Origin of the sequence: Olsenella profusa, assembly GCF_016900315.1 — a bacterium.
Lineage (GTDB): Bacteria > Actinomycetota > Coriobacteriia > Coriobacteriales > Atopobiaceae > Thermophilibacter > Thermophilibacter profusus_A.
Genome location: NZ_JACSNQ010000028.1, coordinates 1 through 15,585 on the forward strand (window position 1 = coordinate 1; position 15,585 = coordinate 15,585).

At 70.7% G+C, this 15,585-nt stretch carries 14 protein-coding genes; 11 read left to right on the plus strand and 3 right to left on the minus strand.

The genetic code is table 11. From position 1 onward, the window contains the following. From H9X80_RS08705 to H9X80_RS08715, 3 genes are all read left to right on the plus strand, one after another. A partial coding sequence (locus H9X80_RS08705) for a FecCD family ABC transporter permease (protein ID WP_428832976.1) occupies positions 1-1,086 on the plus strand: 1,086 nt, incomplete at its 5' end. Between the two features lies 1 nt (position 1,087). After that, positions 1,088-1,912 (plus strand): ABC transporter ATP-binding protein, encoded by an 825-nt coding sequence (locus H9X80_RS08710; RefSeq protein ID WP_204793955.1) that lies wholly within the window; start codon positions 1,088-1,090, stop codon positions 1,910-1,912. After that, positions 1,909-3,006 carry an ABC transporter substrate-binding protein gene (locus H9X80_RS08715; RefSeq protein WP_204793957.1) on the plus strand — a complete coding sequence of 366 codons (1,098 nt, stop codon included), beginning with the start codon at positions 1,909-1,911 and terminating at the stop codon, positions 3,004-3,006. The genes H9X80_RS08710 and H9X80_RS08715 overlap by 4 nt, the downstream gene beginning before the upstream one ends. Before the next feature lie 22 nt (positions 3,007-3,028). On the opposite strand, the gene H9X80_RS08720 is transcribed toward H9X80_RS08715, so the two are convergent. Next, positions 3,029-3,556: a nucleoside-triphosphatase gene (locus tag H9X80_RS08720; protein ID WP_204793958.1), complete on the minus strand. Its 528-nt coding sequence runs from the start codon at positions 3,554-3,556 to the stop codon at positions 3,029-3,031. Between the two features lie 84 nt (positions 3,557-3,640). Between H9X80_RS08720 and H9X80_RS08725 the strand changes: the two genes are divergently transcribed. After that, positions 3,641-4,438, plus strand: a complete 798-nt coding sequence (locus H9X80_RS08725) for a Rossmann-like domain-containing protein (RefSeq protein WP_204793959.1) — start codon at positions 3,641-3,643, stop codon at positions 4,436-4,438. A gap of 209 nt (positions 4,439-4,647) precedes the next feature. Here the strand turns inward: H9X80_RS08725 and selD are convergent, their stop codons facing one another. Next, positions 4,648-5,691, minus strand: coding sequence for a selenide, water dikinase SelD (selD, locus tag H9X80_RS08730; protein ID WP_275100720.1), 1,044 nt, complete (start codon positions 5,689-5,691; stop codon positions 4,648-4,650). Positions 5,692-5,850: 159 nt separating this feature from the next. Continuing rightward, a complete protein-coding gene (locus H9X80_RS08735) occupies positions 5,851-6,222 on the minus strand; it encodes a DUF1508 domain-containing protein (RefSeq protein WP_204793961.1) in 372 nt (123 codons plus the stop codon). A 379-nt stretch (positions 6,223-6,601) separates the two neighbouring features. Here H9X80_RS08735 and hisS point away from each other — a divergent pair, with 379 nt between their 5' ends. From hisS to H9X80_RS08770, 7 genes are all read left to right on the plus strand, one after another. Further along, positions 6,602-7,918, plus strand: a complete 1,317-nt coding sequence (hisS, locus tag H9X80_RS08740) for a histidine--tRNA ligase (protein WP_204793962.1) — start codon at positions 6,602-6,604, stop codon at positions 7,916-7,918. Between the two features lie 591 nt (positions 7,919-8,509). Then, positions 8,510-9,178: an RluA family pseudouridine synthase gene (locus H9X80_RS08745; protein WP_204793963.1), complete on the plus strand. Its 669-nt coding sequence runs from the start codon at positions 8,510-8,512 to the stop codon at positions 9,176-9,178. Positions 9,179-9,370: 192 nt separating this feature from the next. After that, on the plus strand, positions 9,371-10,990 hold the full coding sequence (locus H9X80_RS08750; RefSeq protein ID WP_204793964.1) for a 4Fe-4S dicluster domain-containing protein: 1,620 nt from the start codon (positions 9,371-9,373) through the stop codon (positions 10,988-10,990). A 78-nt stretch (positions 10,991-11,068) separates the two neighbouring features. Further along, on the plus strand, positions 11,069-12,109 hold the full coding sequence (locus tag H9X80_RS08755; RefSeq protein ID WP_204793965.1) for a nucleoid-associated protein: 1,041 nt from the start codon (positions 11,069-11,071) through the stop codon (positions 12,107-12,109). A gap of 435 nt (positions 12,110-12,544) precedes the next feature. Next, positions 12,545-13,780, plus strand: coding sequence for a coiled-coil domain-containing protein (locus H9X80_RS08760; protein WP_204793966.1), 1,236 nt, complete (start codon positions 12,545-12,547; stop codon positions 13,778-13,780). Positions 13,781-13,918: 138 nt separating this feature from the next. Beyond that, positions 13,919-14,845, plus strand: coding sequence for a polysaccharide deacetylase family protein (locus tag H9X80_RS08765; protein WP_204793967.1), 927 nt, complete (start codon positions 13,919-13,921; stop codon positions 14,843-14,845). A 245-nt stretch (positions 14,846-15,090) separates the two neighbouring features. Continuing rightward, positions 15,091-15,585 (plus strand): MarR family winged helix-turn-helix transcriptional regulator (locus tag H9X80_RS08770; protein ID WP_204793968.1); only part of this gene is annotated, 495 nt, incomplete at its 3' end.

The window sequence follows — 15,585 nt, forward strand, 5'->3', positions numbered from 1 at the left end:
GGCGAGAAGCACGACGGCCCCGCATCCGCCCGCGGGCGGCCGCCCGCGGCCCCGCGCCCGGCCGCCCGCCTTGCCGCCGCGGTGCGCCGGCACCCCGGCCGCGTGCTCGTTCTTCTCGCCGTGGTACTGGTCTGCGTGATGCTGGCGTCGCTGGCCCTCGGGCGCTACCCGATCGGGCCGGCCGACGTGGTGGGGCTCCTTGCCTCGCGGGTGACCGGCAGCCTCGGCTCGCTCACGGCCCAGCAGGAGACGCTCTTCTTCAACGTGCGGCTGCCGCGGGTCCTCCTTGCCGTGCTCGTGGGGGCAAGCCTCTCCGCGGCTGGCGCGGCGTTCCAGGGAATCTTCCAGAACCCGCTGGTCTCGCCGGACTTCCTGGGCGCCTCGCAGGGGGCGGCCCTCGGGGCGTGCGTGGCCATCCTTGCCGGCGCGGGCTCGCTGGCCATCTCGGGGGCGGCCTTCGTCACGTCGCTTCTGGCTGTGGGAATCGTGCTGGCGGTGAGCGGGCGGGCGCGCGGCAACCGGGTGCTCGTGACCGTGCTGGCCGGCGTCATGGTCAAGTCGCTCTTCGAGGCGGGGGTCTCCTACACCAAGCTCGTGGCCGACCCCACCAACCAGCTCCAGGCCATCACCTTCTGGCTCCTGGGCTCGTTCAACGGCGCCAAGGTCGCGGACCTCGCGCTGGCGGCGCCGCCCATCGCGGTGGGGCTTCTGGGCCTCATGCTCATGCGCTGGAGGCTCAACGTGCTCACGATGCCGGACGACGAGGCGCTCTCCATGGGCGTCGACGCGCCGCGCACGCGGGCGGTGGCCGTGGTGCTCTGCTCGCTGGTGACGGCGGCGAGCGTCTCGGTCTCGGGCCTCGTGGGCTGGGTGGGGCTCGTGGTGCCGCACCTGGCGCGCGGCCTCGTGGGCAGCGACATGCGCCACCTGCTCCCGGCGAGCGTGCTGGCAGGCGCGGCGTTCACGCTGGCGGTGGACGACATCGCGCGCCTGGCGACGACCTCGGAGATCCCCATCGGCATCCTCACGGCCGTGGTGGGTGCGCCGTTCTTCCTGTGGCTGATCGTGCGGCAGGGGAGGCGCTGAGATGAGCTTCGAGGTCTCCCACCTGTGCTTTGCCTACGGCGAGCGCCCCGTTCTGGAGGACGTCTCCCTGCGGGTGCCGGACGGCAGCCTCGCCTGCGTGCTGGGGCCCAACGGCACGGGCAAGACCACGCTCTTCCGCTGCCTGCTGGGCCTGGAGCGGCCGAGCTCGGGGACGGTGCTCGTCAACGGGCGGGACGTGGCGGCGCTGAGCCCGGCCGAGCGCGCCCGCGAGATGGCCTTCGTCCCGCAGAGCCACGCGCAGGCCTTTGACTACTCGGCGCTCGACGTGGTGCTCATGAGCGCGGCCGCGCACCTGGGGGTGCTCCGTGCGCCGGGGCAGCGCGACCGCCGGCGCGCCCGGGAGGCGCTTGCGCGCGTGGGGGTGGCCGAGCTCGCCGACCGCGGCTTCTCGCAGCTCTCCGGCGGGGAGCGCCAGCTCGTGCTCATCGCGCGCGCCATTGCGCAGGACGCGCGGTCGGTGGTGATGGACGAGCCCACGAGCTCGCTCGACTTCGGCAACACGGCGCGGGTCATGGCGCAGGTGCGCTCGCTCGCCGACGAGGGGCTCTCCGTCGTCGTGTCGACGCACGCGCCGGATCTGGCCTACCTCTTCTCCGACACGGTGCTCGCGCTGGACGGCGGGCGCGTGCGGGCGAGCGGCGCGCCGCAGGAGGTGGTGACCGCCGAGCTCCTGAGCGGGCTCTACGGGCTGGAGGTGGGCGTGACCTCGCTCTACGACGACCGGGCGCGGGCCTGCGTTCCGGTGGGCGAGCTGCGGAGAAAGGCGGGTGGGGACGGGCACGCCCCGGGAAGGGAGGAGCAATGAGGAGAAGGACGTTCGTCTCGCTGATAGCGTCCGCGGCGCTTGCGGTTACGCTCGCGGCATGCGGAGGTGCGCCAGCCGGAAGCGGCCAGGACGCGGCCGGTCAGCAGGCGGCCACGCGTACGGTGTCGGACTCGCTGGGTCGCCAGGTGGAGCTGCCGGCCGAGGTGGAGCGCATCGCCGCCTCGGGCCCCGTGGCGCAGCAGGTGCTGCTCACCGTGGCGCCCGAGCGCATGGTGGGCCTCTCGAGCGAGCTTACCGACGAGCAGCTGGCCTACCTCGGCGACGACCTGGCGGACCTGCCGGTCTTCGGGCAGATCTACGGCGGCAAGGGGGACTTCAACCGCGAGGCCGTGGCCGCCGCGGCACCCCAGGTGATCATCGACGTGGGCGAGCCCAAGGAGGGGATCGCGGAGGAGCTCGACACCCTGCAGGAGCAGGTGGGGATCCCCTGCGTCCACATAGACTCGACCACGCTGGAGAGCTATTCCGCGCTCTACGACAAGCTCGCGGAGATCCTCGACTCCGACAAGGCGCGCGAGCTCGCGGACTACTGCCGCTCCGCGTACGCGGAGGTGACAGACGTCATGGCCGAGGTGCCGGACAGCGAGCGCCCACGTGCCGCCTACCTGCTCGGCGAGGACGGCACCAACGCCATGGCGCGCGGCGGCTTCCAGTCCGGCATCATCGACCTGTGCTCGGAGAACGTCGTGGTGGTGGACGACCCCTCCTCCAGCGGCAAGGGCAACGAGATCGGCCTTGAGCAGATAGCCCTGTGGAACCCCGACCTCATCGTGTTCGTGGGCGACAGCATCTACGACACCGTGGGCGACGACCCGGCCTGGGCGGGAGTCTCGGCCATCGCCTCCGGCAACTACTTCCGCGCGCCGAGCGAGCCCTACAACTGGATCTCCATGCCGGCATCGGTGAACCAGATCATCGGCCTGCAGTGGTACGCGCGCCTGTGCTACCCGGACCGCTTCGACGACGACCTGCGCGACGTGGTGGGGGAGTACTACGAGCTCTTCTACGGTCACGAGCTCACGGACGCCGAGTACGAGCAGGTCATGCGCGGCGCCCTCCGCACTGACGCCTAGCGCCCGGCGAGAAGGACCTCGCTCAGCCGCTGTCCGTTCCGTCCGTCCCTACTAGGCGGACGTCGCCCCAGGCGGGACGGAGGCGCTCGGCCGCCGCGTCCGCGAGCGACCGACGCACCACCACGACGGCGTCCGGCCAGGCGGGGGTCGGCCCCGCCTCGAGCGCGGCGAGCGCCTCGGTGAGCCCGCCGCCGCGCAGAAGCTCGAGCGGCCCGAGCTCGTCCACCACAAGGAGCCCGGGCCGCACGTCCCTCTCGGCCGCGCGGCGCCGCAGCGCGGAGAAGTGCTCGTTCACGCGGACCATCGCCGCCTCGTCAAACTCCCAGCCCAGACCGCCCGCGCACCCGTCTGCCGCCGGCCGGGCAAGAAGCACCCGATCGTGCGAGGGCAGCAGCACGTTCGCTATTCCGAGCTTCTCGCCCCGCTCGCCCCACACGCCGGGCGCAAGGACGCCGCGGCAGGGCACGCCGGCGGCCTCGAGCTCGGCCACGCGCGCCTCGAGCCGGGTGGTCTTGCCCGTACGGACGTCTCCGGTGAGAATGTGCAGCATACGACCTCGTCCCTCGCGCCCGGCGGGCGCGTCGCGTTACCCCCGCGGACCGCGCGCGGGCACCCAACGTACCTGGAGGCAATGATGGCAGACCCGTGGGCGCTCTACGACCAGATGATCGGCGAGATTCCCGAGGACGTGCTCGTGCGCGAGGTCGTCGTGGGCGCGCACCACTGCTACGTGGACGCGGAGTGCGGCTGCGGCGTGGCGGCGCTCGACCGCGGGGGCGTGCGGGCGCGGCTGGACCCGGGCTGGGCGGGCCGCCCGCTGCGCGAGCTCGCCGCCTGCGCGCGCTCGTGGGGCTTCGAGGTGGCCTCGGTCGGCGTGGCCGCGCTCAACGCGTGGCACAACCGTCGGGAGGCGGTGGAGCGGCTCGGAATAGTGGCCGAAGGCGCGGACGCGGACCCGTTCGGGCGCCTCGTCCCCGTGGTCGCGCGCATGGCGGCCAAGAAGGACGACGGTTCGCGCCCGCGCGTCGTCGTGGTGGGGCACTTCCCGCGCCTCGGGGCGCTCGCCGCGCACGCGGAGGTGCTCGTGCTCGAGCGTGCCGCCCGCGCGGACGATGACCTGCCGGACACCGCCTGCGAGTACGTGCTCCCCGGCGCGGATGTGGCGCTCATGACCGGCATGACGCTTGCCAACAAGACCGCGCCGCGCCTCCTGGAGCTCGCGCGCCGCCCGCTCTGCTGCGTGGTGGGCCCGAGCGCGACGCTCTCCGCACGCGTGCTCGACGCGGGCGCGGACCTGATCGCCGGCAGCCTCGTGGCTGACCGGGAACTCGCGCGAAGCTCCGTGGCGGCGGGAGGCTCGCCGCGCGCTGCCGGCGCGCTCGAGCACGTGCTCGTGGCGGGCCCGCGGGGAAGGGAGGCGCTGGCGCGCTGAGGGAGGGCGCGGCGCCTCGGCCCCGAGGTCCTTCTCGCCGGGTCCTTCTCGCCGGGGCGCAAAACGTCACAGGTAGTCTCTCTTTTTTCTCTGTGCCCTCACAAAACGCCAGTTGAGGGGAAGCCACGTGATGAGAAACACAAACTACTTGTGAGGTTTTGCCGGCGAGAAGGACCTCGGGCGGTCCAGTTTGGCCCCGCCTGCCCGTGTTACCCGCGCACAATCACGGACTTCTCGCCGCGCGGGACGGCGCGGCCGATGACGGCCGCCGGCAGGCCTTCGTCGCGCAGCGCCTCCGTGAGCTGCTCTGCCGCGTCCTCGGGTAGCGCCAGGAGGAGCCCGCCGGAGGTCTGCGGGTCAAAGAACACGTCGGTGAGGTCGAGCGGCAGCGTCGGGTCAAGCCCCACGCGCGGCCCGAAGAAGTCCCGGTTGCGGTAGGTGCCGGCCGGGACGAGCCCGAGCGCGGCCATCTCGCGCGCCCGCGGCATGAGCGGCACGGCGTCGGCCTCAAGCTCCAGGGTGACGCCCGAGGCCTCGGCCATCTCGCAGGCGTGCCCCATGAGCGAGAAGCCCGTGACGTCGGTGGCCGCGTGCGGCCAGCAGCCGAGCTCGCGCGCCAGTCGGATCGGTGCCTCGTTGAGGGTGGTCATGGAGTCCGTGGCCGCGCGGAGCCCGGCCTCGTCCAGGAGGCCGCCCTTGGAGGCCGTGGTGAGCACGCCGGTGCCGAGCGCCTTGGTGAGCATCACCGCGTCGCCGACCTGCGCGCCGCCGTTCTCCAGCCGCTCGTCCAGCGCCACGAAGCCGGTGACCGCGAGGCCGTACTTGGGCTCGTGGTCGTTGATCGAGTGGCCGCCGGCCACCACGCAGCCCGCCCGCCGGCACACCTCGGCGCCACCCGCCAGGATCTGCCCGGCCACCTCGATGCCCAGGCAGTTGGGGAAGCAGAGCAGGTTCAGCGCGAGCGCCGGCCGCCCGCCCATGGCGTAGACGTCGGAGAGCGCGTTGGTGGCCGCCACCTGGCCAAAGAGGAACGGGTCGTCCACCATCGGCGGGAAGAAGTCCGTGGTGGAGACGAGCCCGCGCCCGTCGCCGAGGTCCCACACGCAGGCGTCGTCGGAGGCGTCAAAGCCCACCACGAGCTGCTCGCTCTCAAGGCGCGGCAGGTCGGCGAGGACGCTCGTCAGCTCCCCCGGCGCGATCTTGGCCGCGCACCCGGCCGCCTCGACCAGCTCCGTGAGCCGTACGCCCGTCATGTCCATGTGAGCCTCCCTCTGACGTGTGGCAGCCGCGTTGGGGCGCCTGCGCCGCCGCCCGTCCGACGCCTGTCTGCGCCGCCGCCTGCGCGCCCCGTACGCGAAACGCCCCCGAGCGCCGGTGGCACCCGGGGGCGTGACGCGACCGTGCCCCTCCCGTTAGTTCTCGTCTGCGGCAAGCGACGAGTCCGCCTCCGCACGTGTCCGTTCGATGCGCCTGAGCAGGCTCTCCTTGTACTCGTAGGTGTGCGAGCGCGCGATGTCGCCGGCGTCCTCGGTGATGAAGCGGAAGTAGTAGTGACCGTCGAAGTCCTCGTAGATGCGGAACTTGGGCGACTTCTCACGGTCGAAGGCGTCGATCGTGCTGTCCTCCACCTCGGCGTCCGCGGCGCTCTTGCGGACGCACTCGATGCCGTGCAGGCACTCGTCCTTGGACGGGAAGATGATCGAGGACATCAGGATGTGCCCGTTGCTGGCGCAGAGGTTGAAGCAGTAGCGGCCCTCGTTCTCAACGACAACGTACTGACCCATTAAAATCACCACCAAAATCCGTTTACTGACCGATTACAAAAGGTTAGCGTGCTCGTAGCTTTCCGGAGGGAACAAGGGTGCGGGCGGTCGGTTTTGGTCGGGGAGGAGCGGGCGAGAAGAACCTCGGGCTGTGCCGGCCGGCTTGCGGTGGGCTGCCGGGACGTGCGCGGCTGTCGGGCGGCTTGCGACATGTTGACGGGGCGTGTGCGCGTAGCTGCCGCTCGGCTTGCGGCGGACTGCCAGGCGGCTTGCGGTGGGATGACTGCAAACCCCCCGAGGTCCTTCTCGCCATGCCGGGGCGGTCGGGTTCCGTCGCGGCTGCCGCCCGCGCTATACTGAACGCTCGGAAAACGACGCGAGACGCGAGAAGGGACCCGCGATGGGACAGAAGGTTCAGGGCACCGAGGACCTCTTTGGCGGCTACATGCGCGCCTGGCAGAAGATGCAGGACGTGGCGCGCGAGCTCTTCGGGGCCTACGGCTTCGACATGATCGAGACGCCGGCCATCGAGCAGGTCGACACCTTTGTCCACGGCATCGGCGAGTCCACGGACGTGGTACGCAAGGAGATGTTCCGCGTGGTTTCCGGGGCGCTCTTCGGCGACCTGCTGGAGAAGGGCACCGAGGCCGGCCTCAAGCCGCGCCAGCGCATGGCGATGCGCCCGGAGGGCACGGCAGGCGTGGTGCGCGCGGCGGTGGAGAACAACTTCGTCCCGCAGGGGGCGGCCCCGGCCAAGCTCTGGTACGCCGAGGCGATGTTTCGCGGCGAGCGCCCGCAGAAGGGGCGCCTGCGCCAGTTCCACCAGGTGGGCGTCGAGTGGCTGGGCGCCGCCGACCCCGCCTCGGACGCCGAGTGCATCATTATGCTCATGGAGTACTTCGAGCGCCTGGGCTTTGCACGCGACGGCCTGCGGCTTGTGATCAATTCGATGGGCGACGCCGCGTGCCGCCCCGCCTACCGCGAGAAGGTTCGCGCGTTCATCATGGACCACGCCGACGAGATGTGCGAGGACTGCCTCGAGCGCGCGCAGATCAACCCGCTGCGCGCCTTCGACTGCAAGAACGACCACTGTCGCGAGGTCATGGCCGGCGCGCCGCTTGCCCCGGACAACCTCTGCGACGAGTGCGCCGCCCACTACGCCGCCGTCAAGCGCTACCTGGACGCGGCGGGCGTGTCCTACGTGGAGGACCCGACGCTCGTGCGCGGCCTGGACTACTACACCCGCACGGTCTTCGAGGTGGAGGCCGTGGGCGCGGGCGTGGGCGCCATCGGCGGCGGCGGTCGCTACGACGGCCTGATGGAGCTCGAGGGAGGCAAGCCCACGCCGGGCCTCGGCTTTGCGGTGGGCTTCGAGCGGATCGCCCTGGCGCTTGCGGCGCAGGGCGTGGAGCTGGCGCCGGCGGCTCCGAGCTGCGTCTACGTGGCGTGCACGCCCGGCGAGGCGGAGCGCTCCGCGGCCTTCGAGGCGTGCCTGGCGCTGCGCGGCGCGGGCGTGCGCACCGAGGCCGACTACCAGGGCCGTTCGCTCAAGAGCCAGTTCAAGCAGGCCGACAAGCTCGGCGCGCGCCTCTGCGTGGTGATCGGCGCGGACGAGGTCGCCGCCGGCGCGGTCACGCTGCGCGACATGGAGAGCCACGAGCAGACGCAGGTGAGCGCCGCGGAGCTCGTCGCGGCCGTGCGGGCGCGCCTGGCGTAGGGGCGCGGGGCCGTGCGGCGCGCGGCGGCGCGGGTGCGTGCGCGTGGCGGACGTGCGGCCGTGCGTCGGACGTGTGGCGCGCGTGGGCGCGGGCGGCGGACGTGTGCGGGCCGCAAAACTGTGACTCTGCGCGAGTTTGCATGTTGCGGCTCGCGCAAAAGTCACGTTTCTGGGCGCTGGAGCCATTAAAGCGTGACTTTGAACGAGCTGGCACACTGCAACTCGCGCAAAGTCACGTTTTTGGATAGAAAAGCGTGACTTTGAACGAGCTGATGCGGCACGACTCGCTGATTGTCACGTTTCCGGGCGCAAAAGCGTGACTTTGGACGAGGCGCCACGCTGCGACTCGCTGATTGTCACGTTTCCGGGCGCGAAAGCGTGACTTTGGACGAGCTGACGCATCGCAACTCGCGTAAAGTCACGCTTTCGGGCAAGCCGCCGGGCAGGAAAGCGTACATACTCTGAGAAGTGGGCGTGCATGCTCTCGGACGGGGCTTGGGCGCCCGCTCGGGCGCCCGCCGGCGCGCCCGGCCCGACGTGCGCCGGGCCTGCCCCGCACCGCGGAGCGCTGTCAACGAGGAAGGGGGTGCCATGGCGGACGGGCGCGCGATATTCGAGGACGAGGTTCTTCTCGCCTGGGACAAGCCGGCCGGGATCTTGGTGCACGGCGACGGCACGGGTGCGCGGACGCTCACGGACGTCGTGGCCGAGCACCTGGCCGCGGAGGGCCGCGTCGGCGTGCGGCCGCAGGCGGTGCAGCGCCTGGACGTGGAGACCACCGGGCTTGTGCTCTTCTCGCTGGACCGAGCCACGCAGCCGTCGCTCGACGCACAGGTGGCGGGCCACGATATGCGCAAGGCCTACCTCGCGGTGGTGCGCGGGAGCTTCCCGGGCGGCGAGCGGGTGGTCGACGCCCCCATCGGCCGGGACCGTCACGACGCGCGCCGCATGCGGGCCTGCCGCCCGGGCCAGGGTAAGCCGGCCCAGACCCGCGTTCGCCTCGTGGCGCGAGAGGGCGGTCGGTCCCTTCTGCTGGTTGAGCTGGAGACCGGTCGGCGCCACCAGATTCGCGTGCACCTGGCCTCGCTCGGGTTCCCGATTGTGGGCGACGCCCTCTACGGCGGGGCGAGAAGTACCTCGGGCCTGTTGCTCCACGCCTGGCGCGAGGAGCTTGACCACCCCGTGAGCGGCGAGCGCCTGCGCCTGGAGACCGCCTGGCCCGAGCGGCTCTGGCCCCGGCGCCCCGACGGCCTCCGGTAGGGAGCCGGCCCCGGCCCCGGCCCGCTCGCGCCGCCCTCGCCCGCCTCGCGTACCCGGCCCCGGCCCGTCCCTGCTCCGCCCCCCGCGTTTCCCCGTCGCTCGCCCGGCCCGCGCTGTGCGATACTAGGCAGCTAGGGACCGGCGCTTCTGAGGGGGAGCGCCAACGCACATCCAGCCAGGAGAGGGGCAGCAATGGCCGACACCATGCGTGGCGTGTACACCAACCTGACCGAGATCCGCCGCAACGTCTTCAGCTCCGTCGCGAAGATCGCCTACGAGATGGCCGAGGACGACGAGGCCACCACCCGTCGCAAGCTGCGCGACCTGCCCTATGAGATCATCCCCGGCGACGTGGCCACCTACCGCGAGTCGGTCTTCCTGGAGCGTGCCATCGTCGAGCAGCGCATCCGCCTTGCCATGGGCCTGCCGCTGCAGAGCGTCGACCACCGCGAGAGCCTCACCGAGGGCGTGGCCGACGCCTCGGTCCCGGAGACCTACTACCAGCCGCCGCTGATCAACGTCATCAAGTTCGCGTGCAACGCCTGCGAGGACAACGTCTACCGCGTGACCAACGCGTGCCAGGGCTGCCTCGCGCACCCCTGCCGCGAGATCTGCCCCAAGGGCGCCATCACCTTCAAGGACAAGAAGGCCTACATCGACCAGGAGAAGTGCATCCACTGCGGCATGTGCGCCAAGGCCTGCCCCTACCACGCCATCCAGCACCACGTGCGCCCCTGCGCCGAGGCCTGCGGCATGCACGCCATCGGCTCCGACGAGCACGGTCGCGCCCAGATTGACTACGAGAAGTGCGTCTCCTGCGGCCAGTGCCTCATCAACTGCCCGTTCGGCGCCATCGCGGACAAGAGCCAGATCTTCCAGGTCATCCAGGCCATCAACGCCGGCGACGAGGTCATCGCCGAGGTGGCCCCGGCCTTCGTGGGGCAGTTCGGCGGCAAGGGCAACGTGGACAAGCTGCGCCAGGCCTTCAGCGTGCTCGGCTTCTCCGGCATGGAGGAGGTGGCCCTGGGCGCCGACCTCTGCACCGTCCAGGAGGCCGAGGACTTTCTCGAGGAGGTCCCGGACAAGTACCCGTTCATGGGCACCTCGTGCTGCCCGGCGTGGTCGGTCATGGCCAAGAAGGAGTTCCCGGACCACGCCGACTGCATCTCGATGGCGCTCACGCCGATGACGCTCACCGCCCGCCTGATCCGCAAGCAGCACCCCAACGCCAAGATCGTCTTCGTGGGGCCGTGCTCGGCCAAGAAGCTCGAGGCCATGCGCCGCTCCGTGCGCTCCGAGGTGGACTTCGTGCTCACCTTCGAGGAGATGATGGGCATGATGAAGGCGCGCGGCATCGAGGACTACAACAAGCTCGAGGGCGAGGGCGACTCCGACTTCGAGGTGGCCTCCGCCGACGGCCGCGGCTTCGCGGTGGCGGGCGGCGTGGCCAACGCCGTGGTCAACGCGATCCACCGGCGCTACCCGAACCGTGAGGTCAACGTGGTCAACGCCGAGGGCCTCGAGGAGTGCCGCAAGATGATGAAGGACGCCGTCAAGGGCAAGTACCCCGGCTACCTGCTCGAGGGCATGGCGTGCCCGGGCGGCTGCGTGGCCGGCGCCGGCACGCTCCAGGCCATCAACAAGACCGCGGCTGCCGTCAAGCGCTACGCCAAGAAGTCCCCGCGCAAGAACGCCACGGAGAACTCCTACCGCATGCTGATCCCCGCGCTCGAGCGCGACGCCGACGGCAAGCGCGTCGACGGCGCCGATGCGGTGGCCGAGACGATCGAGGCCCAGAGCCCCAAGGAGTAGGCTCGGGCGAGAAGGACCTCGGGCGCGCCTGCCGTCAGCGTGGCGGCGGGCGCGCCCGTCTGTTGGAAGGGGAACGCAGTGCTCAGGGTTACCAACGCCATCCTGCACGTCTTTGACTTCGACTCAGGCTCCACGTACTTCTCGGAGCGCCCGCTTGACCTCGACGTGCGGGCCACTCGCTCCTACGTGCAGCGCCACCTGCGCAAGATCTCCTCCAACGCCGAGAGCCGCCACGGGGAGTTTGCCCCGGACTCCGGCTTTGCCAACGAGCTGCAGGGCTACCTGGCCGGCCAGCGCGAGTTCGTGGAGTTCTCCCAGGAGATCGCCCAGTGGTTCTGGGAGGAGCTGCGCCGCGCGGAGGACCTCGAGCAGTGCGACCTCCTGGTGGCGGACTTCACCGACACGGACGCGGGCGGCACGAGCGAGGAGGGCACGCCGGACTTCGACGGCGAGGCCGGCCGCCGCTACTTCGCCGTGGTGCTGCTGCCGCGCCGGCAGGCCTTCGTGCACGAGGTGGGCGGCGGCGCCAACGACATCTCGCGCGTGGACGCCACGCTGCCCAACCCCTCGCAGAAGGTGGCGAGCTACGTGCTGGTGGACGCCCAGACCGGCGCCATCGACTTCCACGACAAGGAGCGCTCCGTGGGCGGCGAGAAGGTCATGGTGATCCCCGACCGCTTCCTGCAGTGCTCGAGCGAGGCGTCGAGCCACGAGGTCATCGACGAGGTGAAGGTCATCGTGCAGGACGTGGCCGAGGAGTTCGGCCTGGAGCCGGCCGTGGAGGTCTCGCGCGCCAAGGCGCTCGTGGCGAGAACCGCCGACGTGGAGGAGTCCTTCTCGCCGGCGGAGGTGGGCCGAGTCGTCTTTGAGGACCGCCCCGAGCTCGCGGAGCGCTACGAGCAGCGCGTCCGCGAGGCCGCCCTGCCCGAGGAGGCGCCGGTCAAGCGCGGGGTGGCCAACCGCCTCACCAAGAGCCACAAGATCCGCACGGACACCGGGGTGGAGATCACCTTCCCCTCCGAGCTTGCCGAGAAGCCCGGCTACCTCGACTTCTCCACCGACGCCGAGGGGCGCATCACCATCACCGTGGGCAACGTCGCCAAGATCGAGAACCGCTAGGTGGGGTGGGCGGGGCACCGGAGCGGGCGGGGCGTCGTCTCCGCCGCGGGGCCTTCTCGCTTGGATGGCGCCGGGACGGAAGGCCCGTCTCCGCCTTGGGTACTTCTCGCCGGGGTGGTGGTGTGTTAGGTTTTGCCGCATCTTAGTGTGATTCCGCGACGTTTGGTTAGGTTTTGCGGGATGTTTTGCCCTCCTCGCGCTAAGGTGCCGCGTTTTCTAACGGCTCGGCTGCCCCACGCGCTAAGGTGCCGCGTTTTCTAACGTCCCGCATCGTCCCGCCCCGCCCGCGCAGCCTGTCCGTCCCCGCCCGCGCAACCTGCCGGCGCGTCCTTCTCGCCTGCGTCGCCTCAAGGGATGTTCATATCGTGGCAGCGGTCGATTGGGGCTAGAATAGGAGGGCGTGTTTTTGCACCCCATTCGTACCAAGGAGGCTCCATGCCCCGAAAGCACGTTTCCGCAACTGATGCGGGCCTCACGCCGCGCTCCGTGACGCGTCGTGACGCCCTCAGGCTTCTTATCGGCGCGGGCATCTGCGCCACCTTCTTCCCGTCCGTCGCCCTGGCGGAGACCACCCAGGAGAAGCTCGACGCCGCCCAGCTCAGCTACGAGCAGGCCCAGGCCGAGCTCGACCGGATCGGCCAGGAGGTCGCCGCCGCGGCCGCCCAGCTCTCAGACACCCAGACCCAGGTGAGCGATCTCAACGACCAGATCTCCCAGAAGCAGGACGAGATCGACCAGACGCAGGCGGACATCGACCAGCGCCAGGCGGAGATCGAGGACAAGCAGCAGGTCCTCGGCGAGCGCATGAGCTCCGCCTACAAGGCCGGCTCCGGCTCCATGCTCGACCTCATCCTCTCCTCGGCAACCATCGAGGAGCTCACGAGCAACATCTACTACCTCGACAAGGCCAGCGAGTCAGACCGTGCGATGATCGACGAGGTCCGTACCCTCAAGGACGAGCTCGAGGCCAAGCGCGGCGAGCTCGAGCAGCAGAAGGCGGACCTGGAGTCCCAGCGCACCGAGCTCGAGGCGCTCCAGGCCCAGCAGCAGAGCGAGCTCGAGGAGGTCCGCTCGCGCCAGGCGGAGTCCCAGGAGCTCGTCGACGGCCTCTCCGCGGACGTCCAGGCGCTCGTCGAGCAGCGCGACGCCGAGCTCCTCGCCGCGCAGCAGGCCGCCGAGGAGGCGCGTCGCCAGGAGCAGCTCGCCCAGCAGCAGCAACAGCAGCAGAACCAGGGCGGCGGCTCCGGTGGTGGCGGCAGCGTCGGCGGGGGCAGCACCGTCGTCACGGGCTCCGGCTCCCTCGCCGCGGTGGTCGCGGCGGCCAACTCGACGCCCTCGCCGGGCTCGGGCCTGTGCGCCGCGTGGGTGACCACCGTCTTCCAGCGCGCCGGCATAGGCACCTTCTACGGCAACGCCGACGACATGTACTACGCCTGGTGCGGCACCGACCCCTCGGCCATCCAGGCCGGCATGATCGTGGCCACGCCGTCGGCGCCGTACAGCTCCGCTGCCGTCATCTACGGCCACGTGGGCATCTACGTTGGCGGCGGCATCGTGCGCCACAACCAGAGCGGCGTCGTGAAGAGCGACTCCCTCTCCAGCTGGGTCAGCATGTACAGCGTGACCGTGCCGGTGCGCTGCGGCTGGCTCGGTGGCGTGGCCCTCTCGTAGCCATGGCTTGCGGGTCGGGGGGCGGTCCGCCCTCCGCCCCGCAAGCTTACGAGACTGTCAACCAGCCCTTTAGGGGCCGTCACCTTGATGCCATACAATTTCTCCTTGCCTCGACGGACACATGGCACGGGAGCGGAAATGGGGAAGCAGACGGAGGGCCGCAGGCCAAGCGCACAGGCCCAGCAGCGGCAGGCGCGCGGACTTGGCATCGTGGCCGGGATTCTTGCGATGGTCCTCATCGTTGGCGTGGGGGCGCTCGTTGCGCTGGCCGCACGTCCCGGAGGCGGCTCCGCGCAGGTCTCTCCCGGCATCCCCACGCTGCAGGAGGACGACGCCCCGCCCCCGCCGCCCGAGCCGGAGGTCCCGGAGGACCCGCGAGCCGCCGACCTTGCCCTGGACCCGTCGCGTCAGACCGACTGGCGCTACGACGGCACCGGCGAGAAGACCGTCTACCTGACCTTTGACGACGGTCCCTCTGACAACACCCCGCGCGTGCTGGACGTTCTGGACCGTTACGGCGTGAAGGCCACTTTCTTCGTGACCGGGCACGAGCCGGACAAGCGCGGCTACATCAAGGACGCCTACGAGCGCGGGAACAGCATCGGCCTGCACACGATGTCGCATGACTACGCGGCCGTCTACGCCTCTGAGGACGCGTTCTTCTCGGACCTCGAGCAGGTGGGCGAGGTGGTCAGGGAGCAGATCGGGTTCGTCCCGTACCTCACGCGCTTCCCGGGCGGCGCGTCAAACACGGTCTCGGCCAACTACTGCCCCGGCATCATGAGCGCCCTGGTAAAGGACGTGCCCGCGCGCGGCTACCAGTTCTACGACTGGAACGTGAGCTCGGGCGACGCGTCGGGCACCAACGTGGACCCCCAGACGATTGTGGCGAACTCCTGTGTGGAGGGCTACACCAACGTCATGCTGCTCTTCCACGACTCGTCGACCAAGGACACCACCGTGGACGCGCTCCCACAGATCATCGAGTACTACCAGCAGCGCGGCTACAGCTTCGCCGCCATCGACCGCAGCGCCTTCGTCTGCCACCACGGCGTGAACAACTAGGTACGCGAGCCGGAAGGGTGCCGGCCCGCGCGCCGTCGAGTGGCTGCGCACGGCCTGCACGCCGTCGGGTCATGGCGGAGGGGCGGGTGCGGCACTGCCGGGGCCTGGCCGCTCGAACCCGCGCGCGCCGGGCCGCGCCTCGGGGCGCGGTTTTGTGGCGACTCTGGGGAGGCGTCTCCCGGCGAATAACGCGCACGCCGCTGGGTATCTAACGCTAGAAATGTCTTCTAGTGTTAGGAGTTTACATGGAAGAGGCGCTAACCTACGAGGAGCTCGCCCAGGAGCTCCTCGGCGAGCTGACCCGGCTGGGGACCACCCTCACGCCGGTGATGGTCAACGCGACGCGCGGGGAGACGGCGGTGCTCATGACGCTCTACCGCGCAGATGGCTCGCTCACCCCCGGGCAGCTCGGCGCGCACGCCCATGTCTCGAGCGCGCGCGTGGCCAACATCCTGCGTTCGCTCGAGGAGAAGGGCCTCGTCACGCGCGCGCACGCGGCGGGCGACCGGCGACAGGTGCAGGTGACGCTCACCGAGGCGGGCCGCAGCGCGGCGCAGTCAAAGCGCGCGGAGCGCACGCGCGCGGTTGCCGGATACCTCGCCGAGCTGGGCGAGAAGGACGCGGCGGAGCTCGTCAGGATAGTCAGGAGGTCGGCGGACGTCATGCACGACCGCGTTGCCCGAGCGGCCGCCGCCCGCGAGGTGGCCCCGGGGGACGCCCCCGCAACCGCCCCGCGCACC